The organism is Pseudomonas sputi, assembly GCF_021603585.1.
Lineage (GTDB): Bacteria > Pseudomonadota > Gammaproteobacteria > Pseudomonadales > Pseudomonadaceae > Aquipseudomonas > Aquipseudomonas sputi.
This window is the reverse complement of record NZ_BQHI01000023.1, coordinates 18725-37151: the sequence shown is the minus strand read 5'-3', so window position 1 is coordinate 37151 and position 18427 is coordinate 18725. Positions and strand designations below refer to the sequence as shown.

The window sequence follows — 18427 nt, the reverse complement described above, 5'->3', positions numbered from 1 at the left end:
GAGTTCACCGATGGCGTATTTCGAGCATGAAGGTTGCAACCTGCACTACGAGGAATATGGCCACGGCGATCCGTTGCTGCTGGTTCACGGTCTGGGCTCCAGCACCCTGGACTGGGAAATGCAGATTCCGGCGCTGGCCGCGCATTACCGGGTGATCGTCCCGGACGTGCGCGGTCACGGCCGCTCCGACAAACCCCGCGAGCGCTACAGCATCGCCGGGTTCAGCGCCGACATCGTCGCCCTGATCGAGCACCTGAAGCTCGGCCCGGTGCACTACGCCGGGCTGTCCATGGGCGGCATGATCGGCTTCCAGTTCGCCGTCGATCAGCCGCGGATGCTCAAGAGCCTGACCATCGTCAACAGCGCGCCGGAGGTCAAACTGCGTACCCGCGACGATTACTGGCAGTGGTTCAAGCGCTGGAGCCTGATGCGTGTGCTCAGCCTCGCCACCATCGGCAAGGCCCTTGGCGCCAGGCTGTTTCCCAAACCGGAGCAGGCCGATTTGCGCCAGAAGATGGCCGAACGCTGGGCAAAAAACGACAAACGTGCTTATCTCGCCAGCTTCGATGCGATTGTTGGCTGGGGGGTTCAGGAACACCTTTCCCGGGTCACCTGTCCAACGCTCGTCGTCAGCGCCGACCGGGACTACACCCCCGTTTCGCTGAAAGAAACCTATGTCAGACTGCTGCCCGATGCGCGGCTGGTGGTGATCGCCGATTCGCGCCACGCCACCCCGCTCGATCAGCCCGAACGCTTCAATCAAACGCTGCTGGAGTTTCTCGCCACAGCCGATAATCACCCTCAGGATCACTGACCCATGCTGAAAAAACTTGCCCTCGCCGCCGGCACCGTGCTGTTCGCTGCCAACCTGATGGCTGCCACACCGGCAAAAGCGCCGCACGTGCTGCTGGACACCACCAACGGCCAGATCGAAATCGAACTGGACCCGGTCAAGGCGCCGATCAGTACCAAGAACTTCCTTGAGTACGTCGACAGCGGCTTCTACAACAACACGATTTTTCACCGCGTGATCCCTGGCTTCATGGCCCAGGGCGGCGGCTTCACTCAGCAGATGCAGCAGAAAGAAACCAAGGCCCCGATCAAGAACGAGGCCAGCAACGGTCTGCATAACGTTCGTGGCACCCTGTCGATGGCCCGTACTTCCAACCCGGATTCGGCCACCAGCCAGTTCTTCATCAACGTTGCCGACAACGCCTTCCTCGATCCGGGCCGTGACGCCGGTTACGCGGTGTTCGCCAAAGTGGTCAAGGGCATGGACGTGGTCGACATCATCGTCAACTCGCAGACCACCACCAAACAGGGCATGCAAAACGTGCCGGTCGACCCTGTGATCATCAAGTCGGCCAAGCGCATCGACTAAGCTTTACAGGGCATATCGAGCGGCGCAGCTCAATCCTGCGCCGCTCACACTGATAAAAGGAGAGCCCGTGCTCCGGGCGGTTATCTGATGCTCTATCGCCGTTTCGAACAACTGATCGACATATTCCGCGATGCCCCGACGGCATCCCCGCCGGACCGCGTTCTGCCCTTCTATACCTATTACCTGAAGCAGGTCTGGCCGAGCTTCGTCGCCCTGCTGATCGTCGGCCTGTTCGGTGCCTTGATCGAAGTGGCACTGTTCAGTTATCTGAGCCGCATCATCGACCTTGCACAAGGCACGCCGAACGTCGATTTCTTCAAGGTGCACGGCGTCGAACTGGCGTGGATGGCGGTGGTAGCGTTACTGCTGCGCCCGCTGTTCCTGGCGCTGCACGACATGCTGGTGCACCAGACCCTGAGCCCGAGCATGACCAGCCTGATTCGCTGGCAGAACCACAGTTACGTGCTCAAGCAGAGCCTGAATTTCTTCCAGAACGACTTCGCCGGGCGCATTGCCCAGCGCATCATGCAGACCGGCAACTCGCTGCGCGATTCCGCCGTGCAAGCGGTGGATGCGCTGTGGCACGTGCTGATCTACGCGATCAGTTCACTGGTGCTGTTCGCCGAGGCCGACTGGCGCCTGATGATTCCGCTGCTGACGTGGATCGCCGCCTATATCGGCGCACTTTATTACTTCGTGCCACGGGTCAAGGACCGCTCGGTGGAGGCCTCCGATGCGCGCTCGAAACTGATGGGCCGGATCGTCGACGGCTACACCAACATCGCCACCCTGAAGCTGTTCGCCCACACCAATTTCGAACAGCACTACGCCCGCGAGGCGATTCAGGAACAGACCGAAAAAGCCCGGTTGGCCGGTCGCGTGGTCACCAGCATGGACGTGGCCATCACCACCATGAACGGCCTGCTGATCGTCGGCACCACCGCGCTGGCCCTGTGGCTGTGGACGCAATCGCTGATCAGCGTCGGCGCGATAGCCCTGGCCACCGGTCTGGTGATCCGCATCGTCAACATGTCCGGCTGGATCATGTGGGTGGTCACCGGCATTTTCGAAAACATCGGCATGGTCCAGGACGGTCTGCAGACCATCTCGCAACCGGTCAGCGTCACCGACCGGGAGCAGGCCCAACCGCTGGCCGTGGCCCGTGGCGAAGTGCGTTTCGAGCACGTGGATTTTCACTACGGCAAGAAGAAAGGCATCATCGGCGACCTCAACCTGACCATCAAACCGGGCGAGAAAATCGGTCTGATCGGCCCGTCCGGCGCCGGCAAATCGACCCTGGTCAACCTGCTGCTGCGCCTCTACGACGTCGAGGGCGGGCGGATCCTGATCGACGGCCAGAACATCGCCGAAGTCGGCCAGGAAAGCCTGCGCGCGCGGATCGGCATGATCACTCAGGACACTTCGCTGCTGCACCGCTCGATCCGCGACAACTTGCTGTACGGCAAGCCCGACGCCACCGACGCCGAACTCTGGGAAGCGGTGCGCAAGGCCCGCGCCGATGAGTTCATCCCGTTGCTGTCGGACGCCGAAGGACGCACCGGATTCGACGCCCATGTCGGCGAACGCGGGGTGAAACTGTCCGGCGGTCAGCGTCAGCGGATCTCCATCGCGCGGGTGCTGCTCAAGGACGCGCCGATCCTGATCATGGACGAAGCGACCTCGGCACTGGACTCGGAAGTCGAAGCGGCAATCCAGGAAAGTCTCGAAACCCTGATGCAGGGCAAGACCGTGATTGCCATCGCCCACCGCCTCTCGACCATTGCCCGCATGGATCGGCTGGTGGTGCTGGAAAACGGCAAGATCGCCGAAAGCGGCAACCATGCCGAACTGCTGGCCCACGGCGGATTGTATGCGCGGCTGTGGGCGCATCAGACCGGAGGGTTTGTCGGCATCGATTGAACCGCGCTACTGATCGTTCCCACGCTCCGCGTGGGAACGATCAACAGGAAGAAAAAAACCGCCAGAGCCCCTTAACTACGGGCTCTGGCGGTTTTTTATCGCTTGCTGGAAATTTGCATAAACCCTGCTGTAATCAGCGAAGGCTCCGGAATGGAACCTGTCGTAAGTCTGCAGGGAAGCACCACTCGATGCAGTCTCGATAGCACGTCTATCAAGGACTCTCTCATGTCTCTGTTCAAACGTTCAGTCACTGAGTTGTTGGGTACGTTCTGGTTGGTGTTGGGCGGGTGCGGCAGCGCGGTCATTGCCGCGTCTTCACCCTTGGGAATCGGCGTGCTGGGGGTGGCCCTGGCGTTTGGTCTGACGGTGCTGACCATGGCGTTTGCCATCGGCCACATCAGCGGCTGTCACCTCAACCCGGCGGTGTCGGTCGGTCTGTCCGTCGGCGGCCGATTCCCGGCCAAAGAGCTGCCTGCCTACATCATTGCCCAAGTGATCGGGGCGATCCTCGCGGCGGCGCTGATCGTCTACATCGGCAGCGGCAAGGAAGGCTTCGACGTCGCCAACGGCCTGGCCTCCAACGGTTATGGCGAGCACTCGCCGGGCAACTATTCGATGGCCGCCGGCTTCGTCACCGAGCTGGTGATGACCGCCATGTTCGTGGTGATCATCCTCGGCGCCACCGACAAACGCGCCCCGCCCGGCCTGGCACCGATTGCCATCGGCCTGGCCCTGACGTTGATCCACCTGATCTCGATCCCGGTGACCAACACCTCGGTCAACCCGGCCCGCAGCACGGGCCCGGCGCTGATGGTCGGTGGCTGGGCGATCGCGCAGTTGTGGATGTTCTGGGTCGCGCCGCTGCTCGGTGCGGTGGTCGGCGGCGTGCTCTATCGCTGGCTGGGCAAGGAAGACAGCTGAAGGAGCCGGCGAGGATCAGGCCTGTCGATACGGCAAGGCGCTCCTCGCCTCTTCGGCATAGGCGAGCACACCGGTGCGCTCCTGGTGCAGGAAGTCTTTGACTGCGGCTTTCAGCCCGGGGTGGCGCAGGTAATGCCAGGAATGGGTGATCACCGGTTCGAAACCACGAATCAGCTTGTGCTCGCCCTGGGCGCCGGCATCGAAACGCTGAAAACCCTGGGCAATCGCATAGTCCATGCCCTGATAGAAACAGGTCTCGAAGTGCAGCCGGTCGAACTCGGCCAGGCATCCCCAGTAGCGCCCGTAGAAGCTGTCGCCGCCCACCAGACTGAACGCCATCGCCACCGGCCGTGAGCCCTGGCGGGCCAGGACCACGCGGATCGATTCCGGCATGCGCTCGGCCAGCAGGCTGAAGAATTCCCGGGTCAGGTACGGCGCCTGCCGACGCACCGCGTAGGTGTTGGCGTAACAGGCGTAGACGAAATCCCACTGCGCCTCGTCCAGCTCGCGGCCTTCCAGCCATTCGAACTCGAAGCCCTGCCCCGCCACTTGCTCGCGCTCCTTGCGCATCTGTTTGCGCTTGCGCGAGGCGAGCACGTCGAGAAAGTCCTGAAAGTCGCGGTAGCCGCGATTCTGCCAGTGATACTGACAGCCGATGCGTTGCAGCCAGCCCGGTTGCTCGGCCATGGCGGCATCGGTGAACGCGTCGGTGAAGTTGATGTGGGCGCTGGAGAGTTCTTCGATTTCCAGATAGCCCGGCAGGCTCTTGAGCAGTTCGAACCCATCTTCGACATTCGCTGCCAACAACCGAGGGCCGCTGACCGGACTGAACGGCACGGCGCTCAAAAACTTGGGGTAGTAATCGATGCCGGCCCGGGCGCAGGCATCGGCCCAGCCGTGATCGAAAACATATTCGCCGTAGGAATGCCATTTGCGATAACCGGGCAGCGCCGCGATCACGCGCCCCGCGTCGACGTGCAGCAAATGCTCCGCTTGCCAGCCCGTGTGCGGGCCGACGCTGCCGCTGTCTTCCAGCGAAGCCAGAAAGGCGTGGCGCAGAAACGGCTGGTTTTGCGGGACCAGAACATCCCAGTCGGAGGCTGGAATTTCCGACAGTTTGTGCAGACGTTGCAGCGGCATTTTCCTCTCCACTTTCGGGCGTGAACGCCCGGCGAGTATCGCTGATCGGCTGACCGTTGCCCACGCCCGAGTTCGCGACAGCGCTCTAGATCAATAGTTCACGGCAGTTTTGTATCGTCATCAACCTGCCATCATCGTGCCACTGCTCTGTCATAAACCATCGCGATACTGGCGCCTGTTTTTAGAGCGCCGGGTTCTACCCGGACACTGTTTTCCGACCGTCAAACCGTCGGTTGTGCCCAGGATGGTTCAGCCATCCCCTTTTCATCTTCGGAGATTGCTATGCGTCTTGCTTCCACGAAAACTGCGGCGGCCCTGTGCGGTGGCCTGTTGCTGGCCATGAGTGTACCGGCCAGTGCCGCAGTTGACGCCAAACTGCTCGACATGCTCAAGGCTAACGGTTCGATATCCCAGGCGCAGTACGTTGAACTGCAAACTGAACTGGCCAAGGATCAGAAGGCCCAGCAAATCGCGCAGCAGGCGCAGCAAGAGACCAACGAGCAAATCGCGGCGACCGCGAAGAAAGCCAACGAACTCAGCAGTTTCGACCAGAAACTGGCCTGGGCCGCCAAGACCCAGTTCAAGGGCGATGTGCGTATCCGTCAGGAAACCATCAAGATCGACGGCGAACCGAACAACGGCGGCCGCGACAAGGATCGCCAGCGCATCCGTGCCCGTCTGGGTGCGTACACCGAGATCAACCCGCAAGTGGACACCGGCATCCGTATCGCCACCGGCGGCGGCGACGACGCCCGTTCGACCAACCAGGACCAGGACAACTACTTCGACAAGAAGCAGATCTGGCTCGACCTGGGCTATATCGACTACCACCCGGATCAGATCAAGAACCTGCACATCATCGGCGGCAAGATGCTGCAACCGTGGGTGAGCATGGGCGACGTGATCTGGGACAGCGACATCAACCCGGAAGGTCTGGCCGTGACCTACAAGTATCCATTGGGCAGCAGCGTCGAGCTGTTCGGCAGCCTGGGTAACTACAACCTCAAGGACAACGTCGACGGCGACGGCGTGCAATTCCGTCACGACCTGCGCCTGACCGCCGGCCAGCTGGGCAGCCGCTTCGCCATCACCGACAACCTGAAACTGACCCTGGGCGGCAGCGTCTACGCCTATCAGAACGACGAAGACAGCCGTTGCACCGGCACCTCCACGCCGTGCGCCCTGGCCGTCAACGGCAACTCGGCGAACAACGAATTCCGTCTGTACGAAGGCTTCAGCCAGGTCGACATCGGCGGCCTGCCGATGCCGCTGTCGTTCTACGGTCAGTACGTGAAGAACAACGATGCCGTGACCGACCAGGACACCGCCTGGCTGGTGGGTGCCAAGTCGAAAGTCTTCGGCCTGAACCTCGACTACAACTATCGTGACGTGCAGCGCAACGCGGTGGTCGGCGCCTTCACCGATTCGGACTTCGCCAACGGCACCACCGGTTCCCGCGGCCACAAGTTCAAGGTCGGCTACGACATCGACAAGAACTTCGCGATCGGTGCGACTTACTTCCTGACCAAGGCCGACTTCTCCAGCCGTACCCAGCGTGACGCAGACACCAACACCCTGCAGCTGGATGCGGAAGCGAAGTTCTAAAAGAACAGTGGCAAGCGGCAAGTTTCAAGCTGCAAGTGAATGCCTCACTTGCAGCTTGAGGCTCGAAACTTGAAGCTGCTTTCGTTCAACAGACTGGCGCGACCGCAGCGATCCCCATCATCCGTTCGCTGCGGCCGCGCCAGTCTGTGTTTTCAGGAACTATCCTTGCGCCGCAGCGCTGCCAGCTGCTCGGCCAACGCCTCCACGCCCTCTTCAGGCTTTTGCGGCATCGCCCGCAACGTCGCCTGCATCAAACGCATCTGGCGAATGAAACGCCGGCAATTGCGGCAGAACATCAGGTGATGACGCACCATCAGCTTCTCGCGAAAGCTCAACTGGCCATCGAGATAATCGCTGGATCGCGCCACTTGCTCCTTGCAGGTCAACATTCGCCGGTCTCCTCAAAATGCTCCACGGTCGCGAAGACCTTCAAACGTGCCCGATGCAGCAGCACGCGGACATTGGAGAGCGAGATCTCCAGAAGATTACAGATCTCCTCAAGTTCCAGGCCCTGACGCTCGCGCAGCGTGAGCACACTGCTCTGAAGTTCGGAGAGACTGAGCAACGTATGCTCCAGGCATTCACGCAGTTCGCCTTCGGTCAGCAGCGCTTCGGGCGTGTCCTGGTGCCAGGCGAACGGGGCGACAAGCCAGTGACCGTCGCCGGGAGAGAATCGATCGTCGCCGATGGTGCCGTGGGGGGACGGCAGATCATCCAGCAACACTTCGCGACGATTTCGTTTGTAGCGGCTCTTGGCCGAGTTGGCGGTGATGGTCAGCAGCCAGGTCTTGAGGCTGGAGCGCCCCTCGAAACGGCCGATATTGCGCACCACGGATAGCCAGGCATCCTGTACCACTTCTTCGACATGGCGCTGACCGACAATCGCGTAGGCCACCGCACGCATGGGGCTTTGATAGGTACTGACCAGTTCCTTGAAAGCCTTTTGCTCACCGGCGAGCAGACGTTCAAGCAATCGGGTGTCGTCAACGGCCATCCATCAATCCCCTGTTCCTGACTTCGAAAATGATAGCGGCAGGACTATTCGCCTGCCGCCACGTTCGAAAATTACAGCGTTCGCGCCGATTCGGCTGTAGGAAACGTCAGCGCGATTAAGAGGAAATGAACTCGCTCTTAGCGCTTGCGCAGAATCACGCTACCAATCGAATAACCGGCACCGAACGAACTCAACACCGCCAGCGAACCGGCCGCCAGATCGTCCTGGTATTTGTGGAACGCGATCACGGAACCGGCGGAACTGGTGTTGGCGTAGGTGTCGAGAATCACCGGGGCCTCTTCTTCGGTGGCTTCGCGACCCAGCAGCTTGCGCACGATCAGGTGGTTCATGCTCAGGTTGGCCTGGTGCAGCCAGAAGCGTTTCACGTCACCGACGTTGAGTTTGTTCTCTTCCAGATGTTCGCCGATCAGTTCGGCCACCATTGGGCAGACATCCTTGAACACCTTGCGGCCTTCCTGCACGAACAGCTTGTCGCGGGCGCCGATGCCCTCTTCCGCTGCGCGGTTGAGGAAGCCGAAGTTGTTGCGGATGTTGTTGGAGAACTTGGTCAGCAGTTTGGTGCTGACCACGTCGAACTGGTGCCTGGAGGTGGCCAGATCGGCGCGCTCGATGATCACGGCGGTAGCGGCGTCACCGAAGATGAAGTGGCTGTCGCGGTCACGGAAGTTCAGGTGGCCGGTGCAGACTTCCGGGTTGACCATCAGGATCGCCCGGGCCTGGCCCAGTTGCACCGTGTTGGCCGCTTGCTGGATGCCGAAGGTGGCCGACGAGCAGGCAACGTTCATGTCGAAACCGAAACCCTGGATGCCCAACGCTTCCTGGACTTCGATGGCGATGGCCGGATAGGCGCGTTGCAGGTTGGAGCAGGCGACGATCACGCCGTCGATGTCGGCGGCGGTCTTGCCCGCACGCTGCAGGGCCTGTTCGGCAGCACCGATGGCCATCTGGCACAGCACCGACCATTCGTCGTTGGAACGCTCCGGCAAGCGTGGCGCCATGCGCGCAGGGTCGAGGATGCCGTCCTTGTCCATGACAAAGCGGCTCTTGATGCCCGAAGCCTTTTCGATGAACGCGGCGCTGGACTCGGTCAGGGCCTGGACTTCGCCGCTGGCGATCGCTTCGGCGTTGTCCGCGTTGAACTGGGCGACGTAGGTATTGAAAGACTGCACCAGCTCTTCGTTGGAGATGCTGTTGGCCGGGGTGTACAGGCCGGTGCCGCTGATGACGACGTTATGCATGGTCGTTTCTCTAATCTGTTCAGGCAGAAAGTGCTGGCACCGACGTGCCAACACGCAAAGGGTCCATTCCCGTATCAAGGGACGCAAAAACCGGGCATCGCTTTATTCCGACCTCGCCCGCGTTCGAGAAGGCTCAAAACCGCGGGGCCGGCGTTTATAGGCGCGAAGTTTGCCATAAACCTTGGCTTTTGGCGCCTTTTGCTGATCGTTCCCACGCTCCGCGTGGGAATGCAGCCAGGGACGCTCCGCGTCCCAAAAGCGGACGCAGAGCGTCCGGGGAAGCGCTACCACGCAGAGCGTGGGAGCGATCAGGCACTCGCTAGGGTTCCACCTGCGTCCACTGCTTGTTGAGCCGTTTGTCGGAGATCGGCACTTTCGTTCCCAACTGCTGGGCGAACAACGAAACCCGATATTCCTCCAGCCACCAGCGATACAGCTCGAGCTGCGGATCGCGCTTGCCTTCCTGCGCATGCTTGGCCGCGCGGGTCTGGTATTGCGTCCAGAGCCCGGCGAGTTCGCCGCTCCAGACCCGATCCTTCTGCACCTGCGCGCCCAGCTTCTCGAAACGTTGCTCGACCGCTTTCAGGTAACGCGGCAACTCCTTGAGCCAGAGCATCGGCGTTTCCCGGACGAAGCCCGGATACACCAGATGGCTGAGTTGCTGCTTGATGTCGTTCAGCGCCACCGCCTGAGCCAGGTCGATCTTGCCCTTGAAGCGCTTTTGCAGACCGTGCCAGAGCTTGAGGATTTCCAGGGTCAGGCGCGCCACTCGCTCGGCGTGTTCGGTCCAGCTGCCACGCTTGCGCTCGGCCAACGCGGCCAGACCAGCGCCGTCGCGGGGCAGCGGGTCTTCACCATCAAGAATGCAGCTGTCGAGACTGGCCAGCAGAATGTCTTCCACCAATGCATCGACCCGACCCAGCTCGCGGTACAGCAGGCCCAGCTCGGTCAGGCCCGGCAACTTGCCGCGCAGGAACTTGGCCGGTTCGGCCAACTGCTGCATCAACAGGCGTTGCAAGGCACGGCGGTGCTGGAACTCGGCTTCGGCCGGGGTCGAGAAGCGACCTTCCTTGACCGTGCCGCCTTCTTCCACCAGCGCCGGGTAGACCGTCATCGACAGCCCGGCGATTTTCTGCTGAGTCTTTTGCGCAACCGGCGCAAAGACCTTGGCCTCCACCGGTTGCTGGCTTTTCGCGCTCTGCGGCACTGCCAATGCAGCTTGGCTGGCTTCGGCGAAACGTGCGGTCAGCTCCGCCAGATCGCGGCCCTCGCCGAGGAACTTGCCCTGGCCGTCGACGATTTCCAGGTTCATTCGCAGATGGCTTTCAACCTGCTGCGCCGCTTCCGCCCAGGCTTCATCGCTGACCCGCGCACCGGTCATGCGCAGCAGTTCACGGCCAAGGGCTTGTGGTAACGAACCTTCGGCAAAGATCATGCGCTGCAGCGCGGCCTTGATGAAGTCCGGCACCGGCACGAAGTTCTTGCGCAACGCCTTGGGCAGGTTGCGCACCAGCGCGATGCACTTGGCCTCGATCAGCCCCGGCACCAGCCATTCCAGGCGCTCCGGCGGCAGCATCGGCAGCAGCGGCGCCGGCACACGCAGGGTTACGCCGTCGCGCGGGTGATTCGGTTCGAAGTGGTAACTCAGGGCCAGTTCCAGATCGCCGATGTGCAGCGTGTCCGGGTAATGCTGGGCGGTGACTTCGCTGGCTTCGCGGGCCAGCACGTCTTCCTCGCGCATGATCAGCAGTTGCGGATTTTTCTGGCTGTTGACCCGATACCAGCTGTCAAACGTCGCGGTCTGGTGAATCTCCGCCGGCAGTCGCGCGTCGTAGAAGGCGAACAGGGTTTCCTCATCGGCCAGAATGTCCCGGCGGCGGGCCTTGGCTTCCAGTTCGTCGAGTTGCTCAAGCAATTGCTTGTTGGCGGTCAGGCATTTGGCCCGGGACTGTATCTCGCCGCGCACCAGACCTTCGCGGATGAACAGCTCCCGCGAGACCAGCGGATCCACCGGGCCGTAATGCACCGGTCGACGACCGACCACGATCAGGCCAAACAGGGTGATCTGTTCGAACGCGACGACCTGGCCGCGCTTCTTCTCCCAGTGCGGTTCGAAGTGGTTTTTCTTGATCAGGTGCCCGGCCAGCGGCTCGATCCAGTCGGCGTCGATCTTGGCCACCATCCGCGCGTAAAGCTTGGTGGTTTCCACCAGTTCGGCGGTCATCACCCATTGCGGACGCTTCTTGCCGATGCCCGACGACGGGTGAATCCAGAACCGCCGCTGACGGGCGCCAAGATAGTCGCCGTCCTCGGTTTTCTGGCCGATCTGGCTGAGCAGGCCGACCAAAACCGCTTTGTGCAGCTTCGGATAATCCGCCGGTTCTTTATTCAGGCTCAGCTGCAAGTCGCGGCAGATCAGGCTCAACTGGCGATGGGAATCGCGCCACTCGCGCAACCGCAGGTAGTTGAGGAAATTCTTGCGGCACCAGTTGCGCAGCGGGCTCGCCGTCAGCGCCTGGCGTTGCTCTTCAAAACCGCGCCACAGATTGACCAGCCCGGCGAAATCCGAATCGACGTCCTTCCACTGGGCATGGGCCTGGTCAGCCGCTTGCTGACGCTCCGGCGGACGCTCGCGCGGGTCCTGAATCGACATGGCACTGGCGACGATCAGCACTTCCTGCAAGCTGCCGAGTTTCGCCGCTTCCAGCAGCATGCGGCCCATGCGCGGGTCCACCGGCAAACGCGCCAGTTGGCGGCCCAGCGGGGTCAGCTGACTGTTGCGATCCACCGCCGACAATTCCTGCAGCAGGTTGAAACCGTCGCTGATCGCCTTGCCGTCCGGCGGCTCAATGAACGGGAAATCGGTGATCTCGCCGAGGCGCAAATGCAGCATCTGCAAAATCACCGCCGCGAGGTTGGTGCGCAGGATTTCCGGATCGGTGAATTCCGGGCGACCGAGGAAATCCTCTTCGCTGTACAAGCGCACGCAGATACCCGGCTCGACCCGGCCGCAACGACCTTTACGCTGGTTGGCACTGGCCTGGGAAATCGCTTCGATCGGCAGCCGCTGAACCTTGGCGCGATAGCTGTAACGGCTGATGCGTGCGGTGCCGCTGTCGATCACGTAACGGATACCCGGCACGGTCAGCGAGGTTTCCGCGACGTTGGTCGCCAGCACCACGCGACGCCCCGGATGGGACTGGAAGATCCGCTGCTGCTCGGCCGGCGACAGGCGCGCGTACAACGGCAGGATTTCAGTGTGTTTGAGCTGGGCCTTGCGCAGCATGTCGGCGGCGTCACGAATCTCGCGCTCGCCGGGCAGGAACACCAGCACATCGCCGGGACTGCGGCGTTCGCTGCGTTCATACGCGGCGATTTCGTCGAGGGTGGCGAGAATCGCCTGATCCACGGTCAGGTCATCTTCGACGCGGTTGCCCTCTTCGTCCTGCTCAAGCGTCAGCGGGCGATACCAGGTTTCCACCGGGAAGGTGCGGCCGGACACTTCGACAATCGGCGCATCGTCGAAGTGCTTGGAGAAGCGCTCCAGATCAATGGTCGCCGAGGTGATGATGACTTTCAGGTCCGGGCGACGCGGCAGCAGGGTTTTCAGGTAACCAAGCAGGAAATCGATATTGAGGCTGCGTTCGTGGGCTTCGTCGACGATGATCGTGTCGTAGCGTTCGAGGTAGCGATCGTTCTGGGTTTCCGCCAGCAGGATGCCGTCGGTCATCAGTTTGATCAGGGTGTTGGAATCGCTCTGATCTTCAAAGCGCACCTGATAGCCGACCAGTGCGCCCAGCGGCGTACCGAGCTCTTCGGCCACCCGACTGGCCACGCTGCGCGCCGCGATTCGCCGCGGTTGGGTGTGGCCGATCAGGCCATGCTGGCCGCGACCGATTTCCAGACAGATTTTCGGCAACTGGGTGGTTTTGCCCGAGCCGGTTTCGCCGGCGATGATCAGCACCTGGTGCTTTTCCAGGGCCTTTTTGATTTCGTCACGCTTGGCCGCGATCGGCAGGCTGTCGTCGTAACGGATCACCGGCAGGCTGGCCTTGCGCGCCAGCACCTGATCGCAGGACGCCTGCATTCGCGCCACCCACTGGGCCAGTTTGGCCTCGTCGGGTTTCTTGCGCAGCTCAAGCAACTGCCGCCGCAGCCGGTGGCGGTCGGCAAGCATGGCGTGATCGAGGTTTTTCAGCAGTTTGTCGATGGAGGGCGATTCGTCGGTCATCGGGTACGCAATTCGGTCGTCTATTTGTGCAGGGGGCCGATTGTCGCAGATTTGCACCACCCTGTGATCGTCCCCACGCTCTGCGTGGGAATGCAACCGGGGACGCGGAGCGTCCGGTGAGGCATTCCCACGCGGACGGTTCGACGCCTCGACATGGGAACGATCAGTCAGGGCTACTCGTTATCGAGGCCTTTACGGCGATACGGGAAAACATCAATCACTTTCCCGGCCCGAATCGCCTCCTGTAGCCCCTTCCAGTAATCAGCGTTGTACAGCTCGCCATGCAACTGATCGAACAGCTTGCGCTGCGCCGCATCGGCAAACAGGAACGGCGGAAACTCCTCGGGAAACACATCCAGCGGTCCGATCGAGTACCACGGTTCGGAGGCCATTTCGTCCTCTGGCGTGCGCGGTGCCGGAATGTGGCGGAAGTTGGCTTCGGTGAGAAAGCAAATCTCGTCGTAGTCGTAGAACACCACCCGGCCATGGCGGGTGACGCCGAAGTTCTTCAGCAGCATGTCGCCGGGGAAGATATTGGCTGCCGCCAGTTGCTTGATCGCCAGGCCATAGTCTTCCAGTGCTTCGCGCACCTGGGCTTCGTTGGCGTTGTCCAGGTAAAGGTTGAGCGGGGTCATCCGGCGCTCGGTCCAGCAGTGGCGGATCAGCACGGTTTCGCCTTCCAGCGACACCGTGGACGGCGCGACTTCCAGCAGTTCCGCCAGGCACGCCGGCTCGAACTTGCTCAAGGGAAAGCGGAAGTCGGCGAATTCCTGGGTGTCAGCCATGCGCCCGACGCGGTCGACGCTTTTCACCAGTCGGTACTTCTCGATCACCGTGGCGCGGTCGACGTTTTTCGACGGCGAGAAGCGGTCCTTGATGATCTTGAACACGGTGTTGAAGCCCGGCAGCGTGAAGACGCTCATGACCATGCCACGCACACCCGGCGCCATGATGAACTGGTCATCGGTATTGGCCAGATGATTGATCAGGGCGCGGTAGAACTCGGATTTACCGTGTTTGTAAAAACCGATCGAGGTGTACAGCTCGGCGATGTGCTTGCCCGGCAGGATGCGCTTGAGGAAACCGATGAACTCCGCCGGCACCGGCACATCCACCATGAAATACGAACGGGTGAAGGAAAAGATGATCGACACTTCCGCTTCGTCGGTGATCAGCGCGTCGATCTGAATCCCGCGCCCTTCGCGGTGCAGCAGCGGAATCACCAGCGGCCACTGATCGTCGTTGGTGTAGATGCGCCCGACCAGGTACGCGCCCTTGTTGCGGTACAGCACCGAGGAAAACAGCTCGACGCTCAGCTCCGGGTCCTTGCACACCCAGTCCGGGAGGTTCTCGCGCAGCTGCGCTTCCAGACGCAGCAAGTCGCCGGGCAAATCGGCGTAGGCCTCGCTGAAGCGGTAATCGGCAAAGATGCTCGCGAGCATGCCCGAAATCTGCCCATGGGGCTTGTAGGTGCGGGTCTGTGCGGCCCGCGCTCGGCGCAGGCTCGGGCGCGTGGTGTGGATGAACATGCAGCCGTCGCTGATCAGGTCGTGGCTGAACAGGCCGCAGAAAATCGAGTTGTACCAGGTCTCGGACAGCTCATCGTCAAAGCGCAGATCGATGATGCTGATGTAGGCGCTTTTCACCAGCGGCCAGCAAGTGACGTCCATCAAGGTGTCCGGCTCGAAATACTCTCGCAGGCGGGCGACGGTTTCACCGACCTTCTCTTCGTAGAGGTTGATCCGCGCCGCCGACGCCGTTTGCGTGTCCTGCCAGCGGGCCTGCTCGAAACGCTCGCGGGCGCCATCGGTGATCCGCCGGAAATGCTCGCGGTAATCGTCAAAGCCATCGAGGATCAGACGGGCGATGTCGGTGGCTGGCCATTGCTGCGGCATAGATGAGACCTCTGCGGGAATTGACGAATCTGTGCTCGAAGGCCTGAGCTTAGCCACGGAAGCGGGCGCAGGAGAAGCGCAATTTCTGCCAAATCCTCTTGCGGGTTGTACAACTACACCGTTTTTATCAAAGTTTTTTTAATCGACCGTTCGGTCAGCAAACGTCCCTTCGAGTTCTCCCCAGCACTGGGCGCCAGCCCGCGATTTCTCTGGGCTTCGGATCCAATTCAGCAGCGACATCTCTAATCCGCGCTTTTGCACGGCTTGTTCATTCCTGTCCATCGCGTGCAAGAACTGTCAAAAATCAGCCTTACCAAGATAGTGGCACTTTGATATACAGCCCACCCATCTCCCGCCTCACAACAAGATCCTCGGCCCACGAGGACGACCTCTCCCCCCCAAAGCCCAAGGAGCACATTGATGTCTATCCGGAATCTGCGCATCGGTTTGCGCGCCAGTTTGTGTTTTGCCGTTCTGGCCAGTCTGCTGGTGGTGGTCGGCCTGTTCGGTCTGGGCCAGATGAAAACCCTGCGCGAGAGCGCGGCAGTGATCGAGGAATCGTGGATGCCCAGCATCGAAAGCATCCATGACGCAGCGGCGAACATCGCCAGCATCCGCCTCGAATCCCTGCGCCTGATCACCAGCACCCAGGCGGCCGTCCGCGAACGCAGCAAAGGCATTCTCACCGCGCAACGCCAGGAATTGCTCAAGCGCCTCGACGATCACAAGGCCCTGATCGCCAATGATCAGGAGCGGGCGATGCTGGAAGGTCTGAGCGCCGACACCGCCAAGTACCTGAGCATCCTCGACCAGATCATCAAACAGATCGACGCCGGACAAAGCGAACTGGCCTACACCCGCCTGAGCAATGAACTGGCGCCCCAGGGCACGGTGCTCGACAAGACGCTGGAGCAAATGGTCAGCCTCAGCCAGCAAGGCGCCGATGCCGCCGCCAAGTCCGCGGCGGCGATGTACCAGCAGGCGCTGTGGATCGTCGCCACAATCATCGTCATCGCCCTGATTGCCACGCTGTTGCTGGCCTGGCTGCTGACACGCAGCATCACCGCGCCGATCGACCAGGCGCTGAACGTGGCACGGCGGATTGCTTCGGGAGACCTCAGCGGCCGCATCGACAGCGAGGGTCGTGATGAAGCGGCGCAGTTGCTCACGGCGCTGGCGCAGATGCAGGGCAATCTGCGCTCGACCATTCGCGGCATCAGCGAATCGGCCCAGCAACTGGCCTCCGCCGCCGAGGAAATGAGTTCGGTGATGGAACAGAGCACCCGCGGCCTGCAGCAGCAGAACGATCAGATCGAACAGGCTGCCACGGCGGTCACCGAGATGAGCACGGCGGTGGATGAAGTGGCCGCCAATGCCGTGTCCAGTGCCCAGGCCTCCGAAGCGTCGAACGAGGACAGCAAGCACGGGCATGTACAGGTCAGCGAGACCATCCGTTCGATTCAGGAACTGGTCAGCGCGGTGCTCGGCGCCTCCGAACAGGCCGAGGGCCTTGCGACTCAGGCCCAGGACATCAGCAAAGTGCTGGAAGTGATTCGCGGCATCGCCGGGCAGACCAACCTGCTGGCCCTGAACGCCGCGATTGAAGCCGCGCGGGCCGGCGAGGCCGGGCGTGGCTTTGCAGTGGTTGCCGACGAGGTCCGCTCGCTGGCCCAGCGCACGCAGAACTCCACCGAAGAAATCGAGCTGATGATCAGCAGCATCCAACAAGGCACCGGCGCCACTGTCGGGGCTTTGCAAAGCAGCGCCGAACAAGCGAGCCATACACTGCGTCGGGCGAACAGCGCGGGTCAGGCGTTGGAGAAAATCACCGCATCGATCTCGCAGATCAACCAGCGTAACCTGGTGATCGCCAGTGCCGCCGAGCAGCAGGCACTGGTGGCGCGGGAAGTCGATCAGAATCTGGTGACCATCCGCGATCTGTCGACCCAGACCGCTGCCGGCGCCACCCAGACGTCTGCCGCCAGCCAGGAACTGTCGCGCCTGGCCGTCGACCTGAACGCTCTGGTCACGCGCTTCGTGATCTGATCAGACAATTAAAGGCCCGATTAGCGGTTGCCATCGCCGGGGCCCTCGGCAACACTCTCGTCCCGATCAAGGAAGGAGTGGCCCGTGAGCCCTGTCGATATTTTCCGCATGTTGTCGCTGGCTGCCATCTGGGGCGCGAGCTTCTTGTTCATGCGCATCATCGCTCCCGCGATCGGTACGATTCCGACCGGATTCTTCCGGGTTTCGATTGCCGCCGTCGGCCTGTTGGTGATTCTCGGGCTGATGCGCATCAGCTGGGATTTCAAAGGCAAGCTCAAGACCGTGATGCTGCTCGGCGTGATCAACTCCGGCGTGCCGGCGACGTTGTATTCGGTCGCCGCCCAGGTGCTGCCCGCCGGGTATTCGGCAATCTTCAATGCCACCACTCCGCTGATGGGTGTGTTGATCGGTGGCTTGTTCTTCAGTGAAAAACTCACGCTGGCCAAACTCGCCGGGGTGTTCCTCGGCCTGCTCGGGGTGGGCGTGCTGACCCGCGCCGGCCCGGTCGCGTTCGATCTGCACCTGCTGATGGGCGCCGTTGCCTGCCTGCTCGCAACCACCTGCTACGGCTTCGCCGGGTTTCTCGCCCGACGCTGGCTGGATCAGGCCGGCGGGCTCGACAGCCGTCTGTCGGCGCTGGGCAGCATGCTCGGTGCGACCGTATTTCTGTTGCCGCTGTTCGGTTACAGCGTCATCACTGCGCCGCCGGTGAGCTGGGGCGGCTGGAATGTCTGGCTGTCGTTGCTGGGCCTGGGTCTGGGTTGCACCGCGTTTGCCTACATTATTTACTTCCGCCTGCTGAGTTCCATCGGGCCGGTGAAATCGATGACCGTGACCTTCATGATTCCGCCGTTCGGCGTGTTGTGGGGGGCGCTGTTTCTCGATGAGCCGCTGTCGATGGCCCATGTGTATGGCGGGGTGTTGATTGCCATTGCGCTGTGGCTGGTGTTGAAACCGGCGGCGGTGAAACCGGCAGAAATCGCCACTCGCTGATTTGCAGATGCACGAAGGCCCGGGAGTTACCTCCCGGGCCTT

The 18427-nt window shown here is 61.7% G+C and carries 13 protein-coding genes; 7 read left to right on the top strand and 6 right to left on the bottom strand.

What is annotated here, in order from left to right:
• The first annotated feature begins 10 nt into the window (after positions 1-10).
• The 4 genes from L6D81_RS23390 (at position 11) to aqpZ (ending at position 4222) form a co-directional block, all read left to right on the top strand.
• Complete coding sequence (locus L6D81_RS23390; protein ID WP_236182110.1) at positions 11-814, top strand: alpha/beta fold hydrolase; 804 nt, start codon at positions 11-13, stop codon at positions 812-814.
• A 3-nt stretch (positions 815-817) separates the two neighbouring features.
• Complete coding sequence (locus tag L6D81_RS23385) at positions 818-1381, top strand: peptidylprolyl isomerase (RefSeq protein WP_102685996.1); 564 nt, start codon at positions 818-820, stop codon at positions 1379-1381.
• Between the two features lie 87 nt (positions 1382-1468).
• Positions 1469-3301 (top strand): ABC transporter ATP-binding protein, encoded by a 1833-nt coding sequence (locus L6D81_RS23380; RefSeq protein WP_236182109.1) that lies wholly within the window; start codon positions 1469-1471, stop codon positions 3299-3301.
• A gap of 225 nt (positions 3302-3526) precedes the next feature.
• On the top strand, positions 3527-4222 hold the full coding sequence (gene aqpZ / locus L6D81_RS23375; RefSeq protein WP_236182108.1) for an aquaporin Z: 696 nt from the start codon (positions 3527-3529) through the stop codon (positions 4220-4222).
• Positions 4223-4237: 15 nt separating this feature from the next.
• On the opposite strand, the gene L6D81_RS23370 is transcribed toward aqpZ, so the two are convergent.
• Entirely contained in the window at positions 4238-5362 is a 1125-nt protein-coding gene (locus L6D81_RS23370; RefSeq protein ID WP_236182107.1) for a GNAT family N-acetyltransferase, read from the bottom strand.
• A 282-nt stretch (positions 5363-5644) separates the two neighbouring features.
• Here L6D81_RS23370 and L6D81_RS23365 point away from each other — a divergent pair, with 282 nt between their 5' ends.
• Positions 5645-6967, top strand: coding sequence for a putative porin (locus L6D81_RS23365; protein ID WP_236182106.1), 1323 nt, complete (start codon positions 5645-5647; stop codon positions 6965-6967).
• A 152-nt stretch (positions 6968-7119) separates the two neighbouring features.
• Here the strand turns inward: L6D81_RS23365 and L6D81_RS23360 are convergent, their stop codons facing one another.
• The 5 genes from L6D81_RS23360 to aceK form a co-directional block, all read right to left on the bottom strand.
• The gene (locus tag L6D81_RS23360) at positions 7120-7356 is read right to left on the bottom strand and encodes an anti-sigma factor family protein (protein WP_236182105.1); all 237 of its coding nucleotides are present in this window, start codon (positions 7354-7356) and stop codon (positions 7120-7122) included.
• Complete coding sequence (locus L6D81_RS23355) at positions 7350-7961, bottom strand: RNA polymerase sigma factor (protein ID WP_236182104.1); 612 nt, start codon at positions 7959-7961, stop codon at positions 7350-7352. Before L6D81_RS23355 ends, L6D81_RS23360 begins: the two co-directional genes overlap by 7 nt.
• Before the next feature lie 137 nt (positions 7962-8098).
• The gene (locus L6D81_RS23350) at positions 8099-9220 is read right to left on the bottom strand and encodes a beta-ketoacyl-ACP synthase III (protein WP_236182103.1); all 1122 of its coding nucleotides are present in this window, start codon (positions 9218-9220) and stop codon (positions 8099-8101) included.
• Positions 9221-9539: 319 nt separating this feature from the next.
• Positions 9540-13451 carry an ATP-dependent RNA helicase HrpA gene (gene hrpA, locus L6D81_RS23345; RefSeq protein ID WP_236182102.1) on the bottom strand — a complete coding sequence of 1304 codons (3912 nt, stop codon included), beginning with the start codon at positions 13449-13451 and terminating at the stop codon, positions 9540-9542.
• Between the two features lie 173 nt (positions 13452-13624).
• Positions 13625-15346: a bifunctional isocitrate dehydrogenase kinase/phosphatase gene (gene aceK / locus L6D81_RS23340; protein WP_236182101.1), complete on the bottom strand. Its 1722-nt coding sequence runs from the start codon at positions 15344-15346 to the stop codon at positions 13625-13627.
• 420 nt (positions 15347-15766) lie between these two features.
• On the opposite strand from aceK, the gene L6D81_RS23335 reads away from it, so the two are divergent.
• Together L6D81_RS23335 and L6D81_RS23330 are read left to right on the top strand one after the other, a co-directional pair.
• Complete coding sequence (locus L6D81_RS23335; protein ID WP_236182100.1) at positions 15767-17392, top strand: methyl-accepting chemotaxis protein; 1626 nt, start codon at positions 15767-15769, stop codon at positions 17390-17392.
• Between the two features lie 84 nt (positions 17393-17476).
• Positions 17477-18385: a DMT family transporter gene (locus tag L6D81_RS23330; RefSeq protein WP_236182099.1), complete on the top strand. Its 909-nt coding sequence runs from the start codon at positions 17477-17479 to the stop codon at positions 18383-18385.
• The last annotated feature ends 42 nt before the right edge of the window (positions 18386-18427 follow it).

Excerpts from the sequence above, each read along its gene's own strand:
- aqpZ (WP_236182108.1), top strand. The coding sequence starts at position 3,527 with ATGTCTCTGTTCAAACGTTCAGTCACTGAGTTGTTGGGTACGTTCTGG.
- L6D81_RS23335 (WP_236182100.1), top strand. The coding sequence starts at position 15,767 with ATGTCTATCCGGAATCTGCGCATCGGTTTGCGCGCCAGTTTGTGTTTT.
- hrpA (WP_236182102.1), bottom strand. The coding sequence starts at position 13,451 with ATGACCGACGAATCGCCCTCCATCGACAAACTGCTGAAAAACCTCGAT.
- L6D81_RS23370 (WP_236182107.1), bottom strand. The coding sequence starts at position 5,362 with ATGCCGCTGCAACGTCTGCACAAACTGTCGGAAATTCCAGCCTCCGAC.
- L6D81_RS23390 (WP_236182110.1), top strand. The coding sequence starts at position 11 with ATGGCGTATTTCGAGCATGAAGGTTGCAACCTGCACTACGAGGAATAT.
- L6D81_RS23355 (WP_236182104.1), bottom strand. The coding sequence starts at position 7,961 with ATGGCCGTTGACGACACCCGATTGCTTGAACGTCTGCTCGCCGGTGAG.
- L6D81_RS23385 (WP_102685996.1), top strand. The coding sequence starts at position 818 with ATGCTGAAAAAACTTGCCCTCGCCGCCGGCACCGTGCTGTTCGCTGCC.
- L6D81_RS23360 (WP_236182105.1), bottom strand. The coding sequence starts at position 7,356 with ATGTTGACCTGCAAGGAGCAAGTGGCGCGATCCAGCGATTATCTCGAT.
- L6D81_RS23365 (WP_236182106.1), top strand. The coding sequence starts at position 5,645 with ATGCGTCTTGCTTCCACGAAAACTGCGGCGGCCCTGTGCGGTGGCCTG.
- L6D81_RS23350 (WP_236182103.1), bottom strand. The coding sequence starts at position 9,220 with ATGCATAACGTCGTCATCAGCGGCACCGGCCTGTACACCCCGGCCAAC.
- aceK (WP_236182101.1), bottom strand. The coding sequence starts at position 15,346 with ATGCCGCAGCAATGGCCAGCCACCGACATCGCCCGTCTGATCCTCGAT.
- L6D81_RS23380 (WP_236182109.1), top strand. The coding sequence starts at position 1,469 with ATGCTCTATCGCCGTTTCGAACAACTGATCGACATATTCCGCGATGCC.